This is a genomic window from Blautia caecimuris (assembly GCF_024622975.1).
GTDB classification, from domain to species: Bacteria; Bacillota; Clostridia; order Lachnospirales; family Lachnospiraceae; genus Blautia_A; species Blautia_A caecimuris.
On sequence record NZ_JANJZT010000016.1, the window covers coordinates 1 to 16,996 of the forward strand.

At 40.9% G+C, this 16,996-nt stretch carries 22 protein-coding genes and 2 pseudogenes; 22 read left to right on the forward strand and 2 right to left on the reverse strand.

Annotated features, from left to right (window positions below; all coding sequences use genetic code 11):
- The coding region (gene tnpA, locus NSA57_RS19790; protein WP_408611641.1) for an IS66 family insertion sequence element accessory protein TnpA at positions 1 to 179 on the reverse strand (179 nt) is incomplete at its 3' end.
- Between the two features lie 125 nt (positions 180 to 304).
- On the opposite strand from tnpA, the pseudogene NSA57_RS10860 reads away from it, so the two are divergent.
- The 10 genes and pseudogenes from NSA57_RS10860 to NSA57_RS10905 all read left to right on the forward strand — a co-directional run.
- Positions 305 to 1,141: pseudogene (locus NSA57_RS10860) on the forward strand (tyrosine-type recombinase/integrase); the annotation flags it as partial.
- The gene (locus NSA57_RS10865; RefSeq protein ID WP_107000556.1) at positions 1,125 to 1,448 is read left to right on the forward strand and encodes a plasmid mobilization protein; all 324 of its coding nucleotides are present in this window, start codon (positions 1,125 to 1,127) and stop codon (positions 1,446 to 1,448) included. The pseudogene NSA57_RS10860 and the gene NSA57_RS10865, both read left to right, overlap by 17 nt.
- Complete coding sequence (locus tag NSA57_RS10870) at positions 1,445 to 2,575, forward strand: AAA family ATPase (RefSeq protein ID WP_227083810.1); 1,131 nt, start codon at positions 1,445 to 1,447, stop codon at positions 2,573 to 2,575. Before NSA57_RS10865 ends, NSA57_RS10870 begins: the two co-directional genes overlap by 4 nt.
- Positions 2,576 to 2,674: 99 nt before the next feature.
- Positions 2,675 to 2,908: a complexin-2 gene (locus NSA57_RS10875; RefSeq protein ID WP_227083811.1), complete on the forward strand. Its 234-nt coding sequence runs from the start codon at positions 2,675 to 2,677 to the stop codon at positions 2,906 to 2,908.
- Between the two features lie 107 nt (positions 2,909 to 3,015).
- Positions 3,016 to 3,222 (forward strand): hypothetical protein, encoded by a 207-nt coding sequence (locus NSA57_RS10880; protein ID WP_227083812.1) that lies wholly within the window; start codon positions 3,016 to 3,018, stop codon positions 3,220 to 3,222.
- A gap of 169 nt (positions 3,223 to 3,391) precedes the next feature.
- The gene (locus tag NSA57_RS10885; protein ID WP_022360354.1) at positions 3,392 to 4,684 is read left to right on the forward strand and encodes a plasmid recombination protein; all 1,293 of its coding nucleotides are present in this window, start codon (positions 3,392 to 3,394) and stop codon (positions 4,682 to 4,684) included.
- 180 nt (positions 4,685 to 4,864) lie between these two features.
- Positions 4,865 to 5,545, forward strand: coding sequence for a hypothetical protein (locus NSA57_RS10890; protein ID WP_257464844.1), 681 nt, complete (start codon positions 4,865 to 4,867; stop codon positions 5,543 to 5,545).
- A gap of 31 nt (positions 5,546 to 5,576) precedes the next feature.
- Positions 5,577 to 6,719, forward strand: a complete 1,143-nt coding sequence (locus NSA57_RS10895) for a DUF2726 domain-containing protein (protein WP_227083814.1) — start codon at positions 5,577 to 5,579, stop codon at positions 6,717 to 6,719.
- Positions 6,720 to 7,433: 714 nt separating this feature from the next.
- Complete coding sequence (locus tag NSA57_RS10900) at positions 7,434 to 7,682, forward strand: type II toxin-antitoxin system prevent-host-death family antitoxin (protein WP_005333597.1); 249 nt, start codon at positions 7,434 to 7,436, stop codon at positions 7,680 to 7,682.
- 1 nt (position 7,683) lies between these two features.
- Positions 7,684 to 7,983: a type II toxin-antitoxin system RelE/ParE family toxin gene (locus NSA57_RS10905; protein ID WP_147599816.1), complete on the forward strand. Its 300-nt coding sequence runs from the start codon at positions 7,684 to 7,686 to the stop codon at positions 7,981 to 7,983.
- Positions 7,984 to 8,238: 255 nt separating this feature from the next.
- Here the strand turns inward: NSA57_RS10905 and NSA57_RS10910 are convergent, their stop codons facing one another.
- Complete coding sequence (locus NSA57_RS10910; RefSeq protein ID WP_147599817.1) at positions 8,239 to 8,574, reverse strand: hypothetical protein; 336 nt, start codon at positions 8,572 to 8,574, stop codon at positions 8,239 to 8,241.
- 123 nt (positions 8,575 to 8,697) lie between these two features.
- Between NSA57_RS10910 and NSA57_RS19945 the strand changes: the two genes are divergently transcribed.
- From NSA57_RS19945 to NSA57_RS10970, 12 genes and pseudogenes are all read left to right on the forward strand, one after another.
- Positions 8,698 to 8,943 (forward strand): NUDIX domain-containing protein, encoded by a 246-nt coding sequence (locus tag NSA57_RS19945; protein WP_306814092.1) that lies wholly within the window; start codon positions 8,698 to 8,700, stop codon positions 8,941 to 8,943.
- 318 nt (positions 8,944 to 9,261) lie between these two features.
- A pseudogene (locus tag NSA57_RS19625) lies at positions 9,262 to 9,411 on the forward strand (DUF1016 N-terminal domain-containing protein); the annotation flags it as partial.
- Between the two features lie 75 nt (positions 9,412 to 9,486).
- Positions 9,487 to 9,957 (forward strand): PDDEXK nuclease domain-containing protein, encoded by a 471-nt coding sequence (locus NSA57_RS10925; RefSeq protein WP_257464886.1) that lies wholly within the window; start codon positions 9,487 to 9,489, stop codon positions 9,955 to 9,957.
- A gap of 613 nt (positions 9,958 to 10,570) precedes the next feature.
- Complete coding sequence (locus tag NSA57_RS10930; RefSeq protein WP_257464845.1) at positions 10,571 to 10,999, forward strand: N-acetyltransferase; 429 nt, start codon at positions 10,571 to 10,573, stop codon at positions 10,997 to 10,999.
- Positions 10,992 to 11,552, forward strand: coding sequence for a M48 family metallopeptidase (locus NSA57_RS10935; RefSeq protein ID WP_390428875.1), 561 nt, complete (start codon positions 10,992 to 10,994; stop codon positions 11,550 to 11,552). Before NSA57_RS10930 ends, NSA57_RS10935 begins: the two co-directional genes overlap by 8 nt.
- A gap of 140 nt (positions 11,553 to 11,692) precedes the next feature.
- On the forward strand, positions 11,693 to 12,688 hold the full coding sequence (locus tag NSA57_RS10940; RefSeq protein WP_257464847.1) for an alpha/beta fold hydrolase: 996 nt from the start codon (positions 11,693 to 11,695) through the stop codon (positions 12,686 to 12,688).
- A gap of 7 nt (positions 12,689 to 12,695) precedes the next feature.
- Positions 12,696 to 12,971, forward strand: a complete 276-nt coding sequence (locus NSA57_RS10945) for a DUF1294 domain-containing protein (protein WP_257464848.1) — start codon at positions 12,696 to 12,698, stop codon at positions 12,969 to 12,971.
- 216 nt (positions 12,972 to 13,187) lie between these two features.
- Positions 13,188 to 13,799 carry an SGNH/GDSL hydrolase family protein gene (locus NSA57_RS10950; RefSeq protein ID WP_257464849.1) on the forward strand — a complete coding sequence of 204 codons (612 nt, stop codon included), beginning with the start codon at positions 13,188 to 13,190 and terminating at the stop codon, positions 13,797 to 13,799.
- 271 nt (positions 13,800 to 14,070) lie between these two features.
- Entirely contained in the window at positions 14,071 to 14,526 is a 456-nt protein-coding gene (locus NSA57_RS10955) for a metallophosphoesterase family protein (RefSeq protein WP_257464850.1), read from the forward strand.
- Between the two features lie 173 nt (positions 14,527 to 14,699).
- Positions 14,700 to 14,966 (forward strand): hypothetical protein, encoded by a 267-nt coding sequence (locus NSA57_RS10960; protein ID WP_257464851.1) that lies wholly within the window; start codon positions 14,700 to 14,702, stop codon positions 14,964 to 14,966.
- A 10-nt stretch (positions 14,967 to 14,976) separates the two neighbouring features.
- Entirely contained in the window at positions 14,977 to 16,023 is a 1,047-nt protein-coding gene (locus NSA57_RS10965; protein WP_147599823.1) for a helix-turn-helix transcriptional regulator, read from the forward strand.
- On the forward strand, positions 15,968 to 16,948 hold the full coding sequence (locus tag NSA57_RS10970; protein WP_306814093.1) for a biotin--[acetyl-CoA-carboxylase] ligase: 981 nt from the start codon (positions 15,968 to 15,970) through the stop codon (positions 16,946 to 16,948). The genes NSA57_RS10965 and NSA57_RS10970 overlap by 56 nt, the downstream gene beginning before the upstream one ends.
- Positions 16,949 to 16,996 lie beyond the last annotated feature (48 nt).

Here is a 16,996-nt window from a genome sequence, read left to right on the forward strand (position 1 = left end):
ACTGGATCCGGTATCTGACAGGCTTTTTTGCGGAGACGGGTAACTGCATTGTAAAAACAGCTGGGAGATATCCCATGTTCATTACACCATGCAGCATCTGTCAGGCCACTTTGTCTGCATTCGGTGACCAGTTCCATCCATTCGTCCAGGGAACGTCCTGGAGCACGTTTATTACTCATAATGAAACCTCCAAATATAGTAAATTTCTATCTCCTATCAAGCGGAGTGTAGTAAAAATCTATTTGCTATCATTATGAGTTCAAAAACGTAGACAGTAAAGCTACCCAAGATTTAAGCGCTTACGATTTTACCGTATTTCGGAAATCGGAAGATAGCGGAGATTGAAGCAAAGGACATTATCGCATGGCAGAATGAACTCATGGCGTACCGGGACGAGAAAGGGAAGCCTTATTCGGCGGATTATCTGAAAACCATACATGCCCAGCTTACAGCGATTTTCAACCATGCTGTGAACTTCTATAACCTGCCTTATAATCCGGCAAGGCGGGCTGGCACAATGGGAAATGAAGTTCCGAAAGAAGTGGACTTTTGGACGAAAGAGGAATATCTGAAATTCTCCGAAGCCATGATGGATAAGCCCCGTTCCTATTATGCCTTTGAAATGCTTTATTGGTGTGGAATCCGCTCCGGCGAACTGCTGGCGCTCACTCCGGCTGATTTTGACTTTCAGAAGCAGACGGTCACAATCAGCAAGACATTTCACCGATCTAAAGGGAGGGACATTATCACAAGCCCGAAAACGAAAAAAAGTAACCGTACAATCAAAATGCCGCTATTTCTCTGTGAGGAAATGCAGGAATATATCAAAATGCTTTACGACATTCAGCCGGACGAGCGGCTGTTTACGGTTACAAAATCCTATCTCAATCACGAAATGGAGAGAGGGGCGAAGCAGGCAGGAGTGAAAAAAATTCGTGTGCATGATATCCGGCATAGCGCGGTTTCCCTGTTAATCGACATGGGATTTTCAGTGCTGGCGATTGGGGAGCGTATGGGGCATGAAGCGGAGAAAATCACTTACCGCTATGCCCACTTATTCCCTACGGTGCAGACGGAAATGGCAGAGAAATTGGAAATGGAGAGAATGACAAAGGAGGACACAAATGGAAAGAACACTTGATTACAAAGGGCGGTGGCGCAATCATACAGTAGCGTTCCGGGTATCGGACGAGGAAGCAAAGTTGCTTAACGATTTGGTGGCATTGTCGGGCTTGACAAAGCAGGATTATATCACAAGGCGGCTGCTGTGCCGGGACGTGGTGGTACAGGGCAATCCGAGGGTGTATAAGGCTCTGAAAAATCAAATGGCGGCTATCTACGAGGAATTGAAGCGGCTGGAAGCATTAAGCCCGGACAATGACGAACTGCTCTACACGTTGCAGGTAATTGCAATCACATTAGACGGTCTGAAAGGAGAAGATGAATGACAGAAACAAGAAAAACGACTGCTCCCGTAGCATCTGTTGGCGCAGATGGGGTGCAGCCGCAATTAAAAAATCACAATGAAATTATAGCAAATGAAACAGCACAAATCAATCTGCAAGCCGCAAATATCCCGGAGAAATCCGGGAGCGGCGGGCTTCAAACCGTTTCTATGACGGAACTGTATGATACCGTCTATCCGCCGAGAACGCCGGTTGTAGATGGATTCCTCTATGGAGGGACTTACTTTTTTGTGGGTGCGCCGAAAGTTGGAAAATCGTTCTTTATGGGGCAGCTTGCCTATCATGTGGCAATGGGGCTTCCCCTGTGGGATTATCCCGTCCGAAAGGGGACGGTGCTATATCTGGCACTGGAAGATGATTACGCAAGACTTCAGCGGCGGCTCTCCGGTATGTTCGGTGTGGAATGTGCGGATAACCTGTACTTTGCGACACAGGCAAAAACCTTGAATGAGGGCTTAGACAGGCAATTAGAGGAATTTCTGAAAGAGCATACAGACGCAAGGCTGATTATCATTGACACGCTCCAGAAAGTGCGTGAGGTTGGAGGGGACAGGTACAGCTATTCCAGCGATTACGAGATTGTGACAAAGTTAAAATCGTTCAGCGACAAATACGGTATCTGCCTGCTGGTGGTTCATCACACACGCAAGCTGGAATCCGAGGATAGCTTTGATATGATTTCCGGCACAAACGGACTGCTTGGAGCGGCAGACGGAGCGTTTATTGTGCACAAGAAAAAGCGCACTGACAACGAGGCGGTCATGGATATAGTGGGGCGTGATCAGCCGGATCAGGAACTGACCATAGAGTTTGACCGGGAGCGTTGCGTCTGGAAATTCAAAAAGGCAGAAACGGAACTGTGGAAACAACCGCCGAATCCTCTGCTGGAAGCAATCAACAATTTCCTGACACAGGATAAGCCGGAATGGGAGGGGACGGCAACAGAACTTGTGAGCCAGTTGCCGGATATGCAGATACAGGCAAACGTGCTTTCTAGAAAGCTGAATGTAGTCAATAGCCAGTTGCTTAATGACTATGGAATTTTCTATGACAATAAGCGGGGGCATGAAAGGAAGATTATTCTGAAACGGCTTGAGCCGAGAGAGTAAAAGCGACGATATGCGCCGGTTGCGACGGTATTTTTTACAGTGGGCTGGTATAGAAAATATCGACGCTATCGACGCAAACCGACGCAGAAAGGATTTTTTATGAAGAATGTGCAAATTTCTTATGAATTGTTTGTATCGTTGCTCCGCTATCATCTAATGGAAGATGATGATTGTCTGAATGAAATCCGGCAGGGATTGGAGCAGAAATTGGATTCGCTGGTGCGCCATGAATTATATGCGAAATATAAGACTGCGTCCACACAGGAAGAACGGGAAAAAGCCAGACGAGAATATCTGGAAAAACGTGGAGTGCCGGACAGCTTCCGCTGGTAGTTTTCCTTTGATGATAACAGACAGGAGCGTGACACGCTCCTGTGGATAGCAGACAACGAGAAAGGTGTGATTTGATGATAATTCAGCCGGACTGGGGAACTCGGAACGTGAACAAATTTTTTTACGAAAGTGAAGCCCGGAGGATTGCCGCACTCAATGAAATCTTTGGAGATGTGGAACTGACTGCGGCAGAAATGCAGACGCTGGTATGGCTTGCTGGGTGGGAGGAATGTACGGTAGAAAACGTACTTTCGGCTATCCGAAAAGCTATGGCGGCGGAAGCAAAGCGGCGGGAACAGCCGTCCCGTCCGTAGGGCGGAAAAGCACTCGGCAGAGCGCAAAGGCAGCTTGTGATGGACGGAACGGCTGTCAAAAGTGCTTTTGCGTTACTTTCGCCGAAAGTAACAAAGCCTATGCGCCGTATCCGGCGCTGATTACCCGGACAGGAAGAAAGGATATTGATTGAAGCGAACAATCAGTTTTATGACAGGAAAAGGCTCTGTCAACCATAACAGCAGAAAATTCCATGCAAAGAATACTGACCCGGAGAGAAGCTGTCTGAATGTGGAATACTGCAACGAAAACGTTAAGGATGTATATCACGAATTGTTTGATGAAGCACTCACCCGGTACAATGAGAAGCAGACCAGAAGTGACCGCCGGATTGACGATTATTATGAGAAAATTCGTTCCGGCAAGCAGGAAAAGCCATTCCATGAAATCATTGTGCAGATAGGCGATAAGGACAATATGGGGGCGAAAACAGAGGACGGACAGCTTGCGGCAAAGGTGCTTGATGAATATATGCAAGGTTTCCGGCAGCGCAATCCCACTTTAAGAGTATTTGCTGCCTATCTTCACATGGACGAAGCAACGCCCCACTTGCATATAGATTTTATACCGTATACGACAGGAAGCAAGCGAGGGCTTGATACAAGAGTTTCTCTGAAACAGGCGTTATCTGCTCTCGGATTTAAAGGCGGAACAAGACGGGAAACGGAATTAAATCAGTGGGTGGCTTATGAGAAAGAACAGCTTGCCGCTGTCATGCTGGAACATGGAATTGAGTGGGAGAAGAAAGGCACACATGAGAAGCATTTATCTGTCTTGGATTTTGAGAAAAAGGAACGGGCAAAGGAAGTCGCAGAATTGGAAGCGAGAAAAGTGGAATTACAGGAAGAAAACGCTACTTTTCAAGAAATCAACGAAGATTTGCATGAACAGTTGTTACAGGTTGATGATGAGATTCGTTCCTTACAGGAAGATTTACAGGAGTCCCGGCAGGAAGCAGAGAAAGCGCAGAAACAGGCGGACAAATACCAGAAGCGCATGAATGAACTTGCTCCTATGGTTAAGAACATGGAGAAGCTGGCGGCGGATTTTTCTGCAGACCCGGAGCAGACGCTTCCAGAAGCAGCAGTTATGGAATCTGCAAAGTCGTATCGGGAAAAGAAAGCAAAGCCGTTGGTAAAGAAAATCGTACAAGTCATGCGCTCTGTTTATTCGGCGTATCTGGATATTTCAAATAAGTTTACAAAGCTGCAAGCGGCATATAACAGGGAACGGAGCGGAAACGAGCGGCTGACAAGCAGACTGGAAGAAGTCTTGGAGGAAAATCGGGAGCTGCGGATAGTGGCGGTGGATTTCGGGCGTATAAAGGCGGTGGTCGGCTCTGAACAGGTAAACGCTGTGATTAACCGGGCAAAGCAACAGGAACAGATAGAAGGCGAGCAGAAACGGGCTGCAAGGAGAAAACATAATCGGGAAGCCCGTTGACAGACGGGGGGCTGCTTAAAGCCCTCTTAGCTGCCATGAAGTGAATCCCCGCCAGTTAGTCAAGAGCGGCACAGCCGTTCAGTTCACTCTTGACTGGCTGGTGGGGATTTGCTCCTTTCCTTTACTTAGAAAAAGAAAAGAGCTATAATCAATTCAAAGAAATTTGGAGGTTTATTTTTTATGAATATGTCTCTGCAAGATATTGGGCTTAGAGCCATGTATAATTATCATGTAAATAAAACATTTCAAAATTGTAAAGTAGATTTTGAAGTTGTAAATATATGGAAACCTGCTGATATGAGGCAGGAAAAAATATATATTTTGAATAGAATACTGGAAAAAGCTAAAGGTTATGATGGGAAGTTAGTAGAAAATAAAGATATAGAACTTCCACTCCTTTTTTTGACGGCCGGTTGGGACAAAATAACTTTAAAAAATGGAGAAATTCGTTTTCAGCTTAATAGAGGGCAAGCAATAAGACGTGCATATAGTAGATTTGATGACTTTAAGAAAAGTGGACTGATTGAGGGAAATTATAGTCATATTGCAATTACTTTTACCGGAAAGGAAATGTTAGAGCAAATTGTTGATGTAGATTGTTCGTTTGCTGAAAAGATGGATGAATTTATAACTGAGATGGGTGTGTATTTTAGAGAATCTAATCAGATAAGAGTTGAAATTGAAGATTTAGTAAAAGAAATTCATAATAGTGTAAATCGGAAAATCAGTAAAGGTGAAATTTTGAGTAGTACAGTTGGTAATTTAGCTAATGTAATATCTATATTAGCGGGAATCCCAGAAACCGTTAATGTAGTATCAGACGGATTATGTTTGTTTAAAAATCTGATTGATATGATATAAAATTATAAATGTGAATAGGTGGTGAATACTAATGCCAAGCGTTAGAGCAGAAATATTGCCTGGGACTAAGTTTGGCTCTTTAACAGTAATAAGACGTACAGAGGATTATATCAGTCCTAGAGGGCAACATGAAAAAAAATATTTATGCAAATGTGATTGCGGAGAAGAGTATACTACTCGTGGAAGTTGGCTAAAAAGTGGGAAATCTAATTGTTGTAACCAGTGTAGCAAAGCTAAAGTTAGGTTAAAACAAATAAGAGATTTAACAAATTGTCATTTTGGTCGTTGGACTGTATTGGAGAAAGCTGAAACCGAGAAAAAGGGAGTATACTGGAAATGCCGTTGCGATTGCGGAACAGAAAAAATTATAAGAGGTACTTCACTAACATCTGGAAATTCAGTATCTTGTGGCTGCTATGCGTTAGAAAAGTTAAGAGAAGATAGATTGCTTGATTTAACGGGAAAAAAATTCGATAGATTAACAGTTTTATATCAAGTAGAAGATTTTATCAGCCCTATAAATGGAAAACATCGTAGTCGTTGGAAATGTAAATGTGATTGCGGAAATATAATATGTGTGAATGGAACAGATTTAACATTAGGAAACACACATTCTTGTGGCTGTTATAAATTAGAAAGAACCAGCGAAACTCATTTTCAAGATTTATCTGGCCAAAGGTTTGGTATGTTGCTTGTATTAAAACGGGTAGACGACTATATAACGCCTGAAAATGGAAGAACGAGACCGCAATTTTTATGTCAATGTGATTGCGGAAATCAGAAGGTTATTCAGAAGGACAGTTTAATGAATGGAACTATCTCTTGCGGTTGCTTAAATTCGCGTGGAGAACGAGAAATTGCGGAATATTTGAGAGAACATAAAATAAAATATGAAATCCAGTATGGTTTCCCTGATTTAGTGGGTGGTTTGCCTCTGAAATTTGATTTTGCAATATTTGATAAAAATGATAAGTTAATAGCGTTGATCGAATATCAAGGTGAACAACATTTTGAGATTGTCGATTTTTTTGGAGGTGAAAAGAAATTTGAGCGTCAGCAGATGAATGATGAAAGGAAACGGTCATATTGTAAAAATAAGGGGATACCTTTGATTGAAATACCTTATTGGGAAAACATAGATAAATATTTATCGCAGTTTACAGAAAGAAACTGAAAAGTGAAAAGCATAATTTCCATTATTAAGACTGATTGTTACGCTTTAGGTATCCTGGAAGCCTTATATTTCAAGCAATTCCAGACGCAATAAGACCATAGGCAATATTTTATATCAAAATTCCCGGAAATGAGCTTCTATTGCGTAACATTTCAAAAATGGGTTGTCAATCTGTAAGGATTTGCTATAATAAAAGTGTGGCAACATATTGGCAACAGAAAATCAGCAAGCCAGAATAATTGATGTAATTGAAGTAAAAACGGTGTGTATTTGCATAAAACTTAAACAAATGTAGTTAAGAATGGCAAAGGACACGCCGAGTTTGAATAACGGAAAGAACCACGGAAATGCTGATAAAATGGGCATTTCCGGGGTTCTTTTATGTCCTTTGGATCTAAAATGGCTCTAATTTTTTTTTAGGAATATTGAATTACATTTCTTGAATCTCAATAGTGTCAATGATAATAGTTTCTTCTTTCGTAGAGTGGTACTCAGGGTTACTTAACAGTGTATCACGCAAGGAGTCTTTTAACTTATCACAACAAGGCTTAAATGATAAATATGTAATACCACCGTCAATTACGTCTCCAACAACAAATGCTAAATTATATGAACGTATAAAAGCTGTAAAAATCTACGTTGAATTTTACAGCTTTTTGTGTATAATATAAGTAGTAGAAATAATATGAAATCAAAGGAAGGAGCTGAAAGAATATGGCAAATATTTTACCAGTGTCTGATTTGAGAAATTATAATGAAGTTTTGAAAAACTGTCATAAAGGAGAGCCAGTATATTTGACCAAGAATGGCAGAGGACGTTTTGTAGTTATGGATATTGAAGATTACGAGCGTGACCGTGCAGAGAAAAAACTTCTGATGAAGTTGCAGGAAGCCGAAGAAGCAGTGAAAGACGGTGAAGGTTGGCTGGATTTGGACGAATTGAAAGCACTTGTGGGGGAATAGGATGTTAAAACTGCGGATCAATCCGATTGTTGCAAAAGATCTGAAAAATATCCGGGATTATATTGCTGAAGATAACGAAGAATATGCTACAAAGACCATAAAGGAAATTTACGGTAAATTTGAAAATCTTCAGATGTTTCCGGGAATGGGCTCAGATCTTTCAAAACGAGTCAGCTTTCGGACAGATTATAAATATGCGATATGGGAAGATTATGTGATTATCTACAAGGTTGGAGATAAATATGTGGAGATTTATAGAGTAGTTAACCGATATCAGGATATTACGAGAATCTTCGATTGATAACATAATCATGATAACAAATTGATAACACCATTCAGTACGGTCTGTGGACTTTGGACAGTGGAACACATATAAAATCAGATAGAACTATAATTTCTATACAAAAATGTATAGTAACAAGATTTTATTTGCGAATTTGAGTAGCAGGCAGAACCCCGGAAATGCTGATAAAATAGGCATTTCCGGGGTTGATTTATGTCCTTTGGCTCTAATTGTTTTTTATGCAGTTATTTTCGGAATAATAGGGGAAGGCTTTTACAATATATTCGCTGCTTCCTGCACCATGTTTTGTGTCAAATACTTTGCTGAGATAATCATTTGACAGTAGGTTTCCGCATTGTTGGGCAGCAGATTGGGGGAATTTGCCAGTGCGCCGGTTATAGTATCCCTTACAAGCTGTTGGACAGCCTTGGAGGACACATTGTCTCCTTTATGGGAAGCCAACTTAAGAAATTTATCTTCTCTCCGTATTTCTTCCGATATCTGTGACTGCCACTTTTCCATAATTTCAGAGAAATGCTTCAGATTATGCTTCATTTCTTCAGTATATTTCTCAATACTGCCAAACTGCTGGATGGCGAGTTTTGCCACATGTTCTTCAGCATCTCTGATTTTCTGGATGAATCTGTCCTTTTAGCGAAGACAGGAATGGTGTTTGGAATCTGAGTGCGATAAAATGAGAAGAAGAGAAATAATTTGGAGAGGTGTTTATAAATGGTAGAAGTAAAGTTTTACGATAGCATAGATGATAAATTATTGAAATTTGCAGTTATTATCTCCAAAACAAATGGTAAATGGATATTTTGTAAACATAGAGAAAGAGATACTTATGAAGTCCCAGGAGGGCACAGGGAAAGTGGCGAAGATATTTTATCTATTGCTAAGCGAGAACTGATGGAGGAAACGGGTGCGATAGACTTTACTATCAAACCGATTCTGTCAAGGGAAAAACAAGAGTAAATGAAAGCATTGACGATGAAACATTTGGCATGCTTTTCTTTGCAGATATATTTTCTTTTGAAGAAATACATAGTGAGATAGAGAAAATATTAATTACGGATGATTTAGTAGAAAATTGGACATATCCGCTAATTCAACCCAAATTAATTGAAGAGGCAAAAAACAGAGGATATTTATAAAATTTAGGTTGTAGAATTGAAAATTCCGAAAAGTCTAAATAATCAAGAATATAATGAGTATTGAGAAACATGGTGAAAACAAAAAGTATTTTGTTCTATTTATTGCATATTAAGAAAGGTTGAACATCCAAAACAATTTGTGTCAACACTGTTGACACAAATTAGTTGGAGTAACCATCTTGCTATTATGTCCAAAGCAAAAACTGCAGAAGAGAGACATTTTTATATAACCCTTTGCATAAAGGAATCATATTCAGCCCGAGAGCTGGATGGACAGATTAATAGTGGTTATTACGAAAGATATATTCTATCCAAAGAAAAACTCCTGCCGGAGCCAATAAAGGGATTGAAAGAGAATCCGTTTTTGGATTCTTATGTTATTGAATTTCTTGATCTGCCAAAGAATTTCAAGGAGTCTTATCTACGAAAAGGTCTGATTCAGAATATGAAAGAGTTCATTCTGGAAGTAGGCAAAGATTTTACATTCATTGATGAAGAATATCGAGTACAGGTCGGTGGCGAAGATTTCCGAATTGATTTGTTATTTTTCCATAGAGGACTCAAGTGTCTGGCTGCTTTTGAATTGAAAATTGGTAAATTCAAACCGGAATATATCTCTAAAATGGATTTCTATCTGGAGGCATTAGATTGTCAGAAGAAAGAGAATAAGAATCCTAGTGTGGGAATGATTCTTTGTGCTTCTAAGGATGATGAAGTAGTGGAGCATGCGATGAGCAGAAACATGTCTCCGATGATGGTAGCAGAATATAAACTGCAGTTGCCGGATAAAGCAGTATTGCAGGAATTGATCAATATGCCTCTGATCAAAGAATAATTTTTGTTAAGTTGGCGTGAGTTCAATTTGAGTACAATTTTTATACCAGTCAAAATCTTGACAGAAAATATGGCGAATACAGCAATGAAAAGTAGCGAAAACGATATTAAGATCACTGTAATTAATCTTCTGTGAGACGAGTTTTAATAATAAAAATTGATACGAAGTATCTTAAACGACAGGTAGTCTATGTGATTGTCTGCTGTTTTTCTAATAACTGTATTTTTAAACCGGATATTGGGATTTTTTAGTGTAAATTAAAGTTAGTAATTCATTGTTTTTTTGTTGTTCTTTGCTATAATTGATTCATAGTGATTGCTCATTACTGATTATTCTGGGGCTTGTTACACCGGACTGGCGGCTCCACACCGTAAGATTCAATTGCAAGAAAAAGGAAATTATATAATCAGAATAGAACACAGAGTAAGTATATTTATTGATAAAATATGAATAGATTCAACTAAGTTTTATGGAAGTGAAAGTGTATGAGAAGTCTGGTTCTGGCATCCCTGTGGGATTGTCTCATGAGAATATTCAGAGGATTTGGATAACCTCATTTTTATCCGCTTTCTATGTATTTCCATTGTTGAAATCACCCACCGGAGGCAGGCGTATGATACGAAAAATGAAGTTAACAGATCTTGATAAAGTTATGGATATATGGCTTTTTTCTAATATACAGGCTCATGATTTTATCCCGGAGGAATACTGGCGGAGCAACTGGCAGCAGGTGCGTTCCATGCTTCCGGAGGCGGAAGTATATGTGTATGAGAAGGATGACGATATCAGGGGATTTATTGGAATGATGGAGAACTATATTGCCGGTATTTTTGTGGATGAAAAGTTTCGTTCCTGTGGTATTGGAAGGGAGCTTCTGGATTATGCAAAATCCGTGAAAAAAGAGCTGAGTCTGTCTGTATATAAAAAGAATCAGGCGGTGGCCAGATTTTATTTGCGCAATGGATTTGAGATTAGTTCTGAGGCAGAAGATGAGGCTACGGGAGAAATAGAAATGCTTATGAGATGGAAAAATGATGAATAAATATACAAAAATGAAAGAGAATTCTCAAGAATATGAATTGATCCGTTCCAAAAGAAAAAGTCTTGCTCTTCAGGTGAAGGGGGACGGAACAGTGGTGGTGCGGGCGCCGTTGAGGATGTCAGAAGATAAAATTGATCGTTTTGTCAGGGAGCATCTGGACTGGATAGAAAAGCAGAAAGACAGGATTCAGGAACTGAGCGGTAAAAGGCATGTGATCACGGAACAGGAGAGGGCAGACGGGATTCAGAAGGCATTGAAGATTTTTCCGGAGAGGACAGCGTTTTTTGCTGAGAGAATGGGCGTAGATTATGGAAGAATTACAGTTCGGGAGCAGAAGACAAGATGGGGAAGCTGCAGTCAGAAGGGGAATTTGAATTTTAACTGGAAGCTGGTTCTGATGCCTCAGGCGCTTTTGGATTATGTGGTGGTTCATGAGCTTGCGCACAGGAAGGAAATGAATCATTCAGCCAGATTTTGGGCTATTGTGGAGCAGGAACTGCCGGATTATCAGAAAAGAAGAAATGAGTTGAAAAAGCTGGGACAGTTTTTATAATCATACAGAGTTTAGGCTGCTGGAATTTACTATGAATATGTCATATTAAAAAGGGAAAAGTATATGAATGTTTTTTTTGAAAGGTTTCCAGAATTTTGTAATTTTACTTATACGAAAGAAGCAGAGAGGAGATTACCGCTATGCAGAGGGATGACAGATATAGAAAAATTATTCATGAAAATGAATATGTTTTGAAAATGCAAAATGAGGTTTTACCGTATTTGGAACGTAGGGTAAGTGAGGCATGGATTCCATGTGCGCCGGAAAACAGGGGGAGAGTTCATGTGTTAAGATATCTGGCAGATAAGGCCAGAGGTGTTGTGGTCATCAGTCATGGATTTTCGGAATCTGCGCAGAAATATCCTGAGCTGATTTATTATTTTTTGCAGGAGCATTATCATGTTTATTTTCCTGAGCATTGCGGGCACGGACTGAGTTATCGTCTTACCGATGATCCGTCGCTTGTTCATTTGGACCGCTGGAACAGATACAGCCGGGATTTTCTGAGAGTTTCAAGGCTGATAAGAAAGGCGCATCCCGGGATGCCGCTGTATTTATTCGCTCATTCTATGGGAGGGGCAGTAGCGGCAATTGCTGCGGCAAGAGAGCCTTATATATACAAAAAAGTAATCTTGTCTTCTCCGATGATCCGTCCTCTGACGGGAAATGTCCCTTATCCTGCTGCAATCAGAATTTCCCGGGCAGCCTGCAGAACAGGGAGAGAAATGAAGTATGTAGCAGGCCAGAAGCCATATGACGGAACGGAACAGTTTGAGACAAGTTCCGGTCTTTCATGTCCACGGTTTGAACGTTATAAAGAGATCCGCAGGAATAATATTGAGTGCCGGACGTTTTCTCCATCTTATGGGTGGCTGTATAATGCGGCAAAAATGAACTGGTATCTTCAGAGAAGCGCATGGAAGGACATTGCTGCGCCAATACTTTTGTTTCAGGCAGAAACGGACAGCCTGGTTTCATTAAAAGCGCAGGATATTTTTGCGGAAAAGATTAATAATTGTGGAAAAACCTCCTGTACTCTGATCAGGATGGCGGGAACAAAGCATGAGATTTTTAATGCGCAGGACGATATTTTGGAAACATATTGGGGACATGTATTTGGTTTTTTGAAAGGATAAAGAATTAATGTACAGATATTTTGCTTTGTATCTGATTTTTATAAATATTATAGCTTTTTGTGCATATGGAATCGATAAAAAGAGAGCTGTGCGGAATCAGTGGAGGATTTCAGAGAAGGCGTTGTTGGGACTGGCTGTTCTGGGCGGCAGCATCGGAGCGTTGTTGGGAATGAAGGTGTTTCATCATAAAACAAGAAAAGCAAAATTCTTTGTGGGTGTGCCGGTGATTTTGGTTATAGAAGTTATTGTGGGATTTTTGGTCATTGTATCTGTAAACAGGTAAAAATTAAATTCTGAATAAGGGAATCTTATATATATATAATGGATGTAAAACCATGGATGCAAAGCCAGAACAGCAAAGCGCATAAGTATAAAAAATGTTGTCTCAGTTATTGGCGGCAGGACGTTCAGCTGTGAGACTTGCCATAAGAAAGCTCTGGAAGCAGAAATTATTTTTATGCTATTGTGTATGAAGGCGAAGCGAAAGGAACAGAGAAAAATGAAGGGAACAATCATATGTTATGGGGACTCTAATACTTACGGATATGATCCGCAGTCGCTGACAGGGGGCAGGTATCCTGAAAATATCTGCTGGACAGGCATTCTTCAGGAAAAATCCGGGTGGCTCATAAAGAATCATGGAGTAAACGGACGCTGTATCCCTCATAATTCTTCTCAGATTCACTTTTTCTGTGAACAGCTTAGAGACTGGTGTAAAATCAAAGGGCCTGTAAGAATATGGATTATGCTGGGGACAAACGATTTTTTGACAGAGACAGGATTTACCGCAGAAGATGCAGGGAATCGTATGAAAAAATTTCTTCAGGTACTGGTTCAGCAGCAGGAAATTAATAACCGGGAAATGAAAGTCCGGCTGATTGCCCCTCCTCCTGTAAAGCGGGGAGCCTGGGTAGATGAGGAACGAATCTGCCGGGAGGCGGAAAAGCTGGATAAGACATACAGTAAAGTAGCTGAAGAGCTGAACATGGATTTTACAGGGACAGGAGACTGGGAAATTACTGTGGCATATGACGGCGTTCATTTTTCCCAGGAAGGACACAGAAAATTTGCGGACAGACTGTTAGAAATTTTATATAATAAACCAGAATAGGGAGGCTGTTACAACAAGAAAAATTCTTTTGCATGTGTATATTCCAGATTCCCCAGTATAAAAGCAAAATCAGTATTTACTCATGTAGGGTTCATTTTTACAGATCCGGAGATTGCTCATAACCGGATAACAATCTATTAACTATAAAACAGAAACTCTGAAAAAGTGTACAAATTTCCTGATTCTAGTTGAAATTCCCGGAGGAAACTTATCAAAGAAATTTCCCGGGAAAATTTATAAAGGAAATTTACCAAGGAAACGGAGGGTAAACATGGCGAAAAAAATAGGAATCATATCAGACACTCACGGGCTGCTGCGTCCTGAGGTTCTGGAAATTCTCAGAACCTGCGACTGCATTTTGCACGGTGGAGATATTAATAAGCCGGAAATCCTTGATCAGATTCGGCCTCTGGCGTCTGTTTATGTAGTGAGGGGAAATAATGACAAGGACTGGGCGGAGGGGCTGTCCCGGACTCTTCGCTTTACCATAGAAGGTGTGGAGTTTTTTATGACACATAACAAAAAAGATGTGGCATGGGAGCTTGGAAGTGCTCAGGTTGTTGTTTTCGGACACACCCATAAATATTTTGAAAAAATAATTGATGACCGTTTGTGGATTAATCCGGGAAGCTGCGGACGACGCAGATTTGATCAGGAGATCACTATGGCTGTTATGCATGTGGATGCGGGGAGATATCAGGTGGAAAAAATAGTTATTGAACCGTAGAAGCTGTGGAAAACTGCAAACAGCCCCAGATTTTATAGATAAAAACAGACATTCACGAACAAAGATTCGAAAAAAATAAGTTCATCCCGTTTTATTGGACATAGCTTGTGATATAATCCTTTTTATCAAAAAGAAGTGTTCAGAAAATATGTTTGTACAGGGAGGAACTGAAGATGCAGAGTGGGCAGAGAATAGACAGAGAAATGGCTGCATTTGTGCCGGATAAATATGATTCATACGGCAGAGGACGCGGGAAACAGGGAAAGGAAAAGCTTTCCGGAGGAAAGGCTTTGCTCTGGGGAATTGTGCTGACTTTGGAGATTATAATTCTTGGAGCGATGTTTCTTCATGTGGATTTTCATTCTGTGGACCGGATTGCATTGATTCTTGCATTTGTGGTAGTATATTTTGGAGTTGTAGCGGGACTGACAGACAGGTAGGAGTGTGTTTATGCCCAGATCATTTAATCAGAAGCTGAAGATCCTGTATGTAAAAAAGGTTCTTGAAGAGAAATCCGACAGGGATCATCCCATGCAGGTCAGAGATATCATTGCCAATCTTCAGGCTTATGGCATTAATGCAGAGAGAAAGACAATTTATGATGATATTGAGGCTTTGAGGCTGTTTGGGCTTAATATTCTGAATCGAAGAGGAAAGGTGTCAGGATATTATCTGGAAGAGAGGAATTTTGAATTTGCGGAATTAAAATTTCTCACAGACATGGTTCAGTCTTCTCACTGTATTCCGGCCAGACATGCACAGAAGCTTATCCGTAAACTGGAAGGGCTGACCAGTATTCATCAGGCAAAGAAGATGCAGAAACAGGCATTGACAGAATGCGGGAACAGAACGGAAAATGGAGAAGTATATGCAAATGTTGAGCTGATCTGCAATGCCATTGCCGCAGACAGGCAGATCAGCTTTTCTTATTATGAATGGACGTCTGAAAAAAAGCTCAGACAGAAGAAAAACGGAGCTTTCTGCAAAATAAGCCCGTGGAAACTTTTCTGGAGAGATGACAGCTATTATCTTCTTGGCCTGGATGAGAACAGCGGAGTTGTCAAGCATTATCAGGCAGATAAAATGAAAGATATGCAGCTGGAAAAGGAAAAAAGAAACGGAGCTGCGATTTTCCGGGATCTTGAGCTTGGTAAATTTTCCATGGATGCGTTTGGAATGTCAGGCGGCAGAGACGTTCTTCTGAAAGCAGAATTTGACAATCATCTGATCGGAACAGTTCTGGACCGATTTGGCACAGAGGTTACCATAAGAAAGTCAGATGAAGAGCATTTTCTTTTTCAGGCTCATGTCTGTGTGGGTAAGCAGTTTTTTGGCTGGCTTGCAGGCCTTGGAGAAGGAGTAAGGATCATTGGCCCTGAAAAGATCAGGAAAGAATACACAACCTTTTTAAAACAGGCGCTGAGAAATAATGAGGGAAGAAATGAGGACAAAAATAACGGTAAAATCCAGGCTTCTGGAGCTTCTGGAAAAAAATAAGGGCACAGTTATATCAGGAGAAAAAATTGCGGAAGAGCTTCAGTGTACAAGAGCTGCGGTGTGGAAAGCAGTAAAAACTCTCCGTGAGGAAGGCTATGAAATTGCAGCAGGCTCCAATAAAGGATATATGTTGTCTGCAGAAAGCAATAAACTGGCAGAAGAGGGGATTCGTCCTTTTTTGTCAAAGCCGGATGTTTTTCTGAAAGTTTATCCGGAGACGGAATCTACGAACAGAACGGCCAAGCAGGCGGCAATAAGCGGGGAAGCAAAGCATGGAAGCGCGGTACTGGCTTACAGGCAGACAGAAGGAAGAGGCAGAAGAGGACGAAAGTTTTATTCACCGTATGATGCGGGCCTGTATCTCAGCGTGATTCTGGAACCGGAAGGAAGCCTTCAGGAAAGTCTTGTTCTGACGGCTGAAGCGGCAGTGGCTGTGTATAAAGCGGTAAAAGAACTGACGGGCAAAGACCTTGATATCAAATGGGTAAATGACCTTTACTACTGCGGTAAAAAGGTGTGTGGAATTCTTACAGAGGCAGTTACGGATTTTGAGAGCGGAGACATCGAGTTTGCAGTTGTAGGAATCGGACTGAATATTTACGAACCGGAGAAGGGATATCCTTCAGAGCTGGATGGGATTGCCGGTGCTCTTTATAAAAGTCAGGAAGAAGCTTCCGGTATAAACAGAAATCAACTGGCAGCAGCAGTGATCAACCATCTTCTGAGAGAGACACAGAAGCTTTGCATCCCCGGGGAATATATAGACAGAAGCATGGTTGTGGGACGCAGAATCTGTATTATGGACAATTCAGGGGAACGAACTGCAAAAGCTCTCCAAATATGCCGGGACGGAAGGCTCAAAGTGTTGGAAAAAGACGGTTCGGAGAGTATTTTGTCCTATGAAGAGGTATCCTTAAAAATATAGATAATCAAAATAATTTTGGGTGATTTGCACAAAAAATCACCCATTTTT

What these genes read in the sequence shown, in the direction of transcription:
- NSA57_RS10865 (WP_107000556.1), top strand. Translation starts at nt 1,125, where the DNA reads ATGGAAAGAACACTTGATTACAAAGGGCGGTGGCGCAATCATACAGTA.
- NSA57_RS10870 (WP_227083810.1), top strand. Translation starts at nt 1,445, where the DNA reads ATGACAGAAACAAGAAAAACGACTGCTCCCGTAGCATCTGTTGGCGCA.
- NSA57_RS10875 (WP_227083811.1), top strand. Translation starts at nt 2,675, where the DNA reads ATGAAGAATGTGCAAATTTCTTATGAATTGTTTGTATCGTTGCTCCGC.
- NSA57_RS10885 (WP_022360354.1), top strand. Translation starts at nt 3,392, where the DNA reads ATGACAGGAAAAGGCTCTGTCAACCATAACAGCAGAAAATTCCATGCA.
- NSA57_RS10890 (WP_257464844.1), top strand. Translation starts at nt 4,865, where the DNA reads ATGAATATGTCTCTGCAAGATATTGGGCTTAGAGCCATGTATAATTAT.
- NSA57_RS10895 (WP_227083814.1), top strand. Translation starts at nt 5,577, where the DNA reads ATGCCAAGCGTTAGAGCAGAAATATTGCCTGGGACTAAGTTTGGCTCT.
- NSA57_RS10900 (WP_005333597.1), top strand. Translation starts at nt 7,434, where the DNA reads ATGGCAAATATTTTACCAGTGTCTGATTTGAGAAATTATAATGAAGTT.
- NSA57_RS10905 (WP_147599816.1), top strand. Translation starts at nt 7,684, where the DNA reads ATGTTAAAACTGCGGATCAATCCGATTGTTGCAAAAGATCTGAAAAAT.
- NSA57_RS19945 (WP_306814092.1), top strand. Translation starts at nt 8,698, where the DNA reads ATGGTAGAAGTAAAGTTTTACGATAGCATAGATGATAAATTATTGAAA.
- NSA57_RS10930 (WP_257464845.1), top strand. Translation starts at nt 10,571, where the DNA reads ATGATACGAAAAATGAAGTTAACAGATCTTGATAAAGTTATGGATATA.
- NSA57_RS10935 (WP_390428875.1), top strand. Translation starts at nt 10,992, where the DNA reads ATGAATAAATATACAAAAATGAAAGAGAATTCTCAAGAATATGAATTG.
- NSA57_RS10940 (WP_257464847.1), top strand. Translation starts at nt 11,693, where the DNA reads ATGCAGAGGGATGACAGATATAGAAAAATTATTCATGAAAATGAATAT.
- NSA57_RS10945 (WP_257464848.1), top strand. Translation starts at nt 12,696, where the DNA reads ATGTACAGATATTTTGCTTTGTATCTGATTTTTATAAATATTATAGCT.
- NSA57_RS10950 (WP_257464849.1), top strand. Translation starts at nt 13,188, where the DNA reads ATGAAGGGAACAATCATATGTTATGGGGACTCTAATACTTACGGATAT.
- NSA57_RS10955 (WP_257464850.1), top strand. Translation starts at nt 14,071, where the DNA reads ATGGCGAAAAAAATAGGAATCATATCAGACACTCACGGGCTGCTGCGT.
- NSA57_RS10960 (WP_257464851.1), top strand. Translation starts at nt 14,700, where the DNA reads ATGCAGAGTGGGCAGAGAATAGACAGAGAAATGGCTGCATTTGTGCCG.
- NSA57_RS10965 (WP_147599823.1), top strand. Translation starts at nt 14,977, where the DNA reads ATGCCCAGATCATTTAATCAGAAGCTGAAGATCCTGTATGTAAAAAAG.
- NSA57_RS10970 (WP_306814093.1), top strand. Translation starts at nt 15,968, where the DNA reads ATGAGGACAAAAATAACGGTAAAATCCAGGCTTCTGGAGCTTCTGGAA.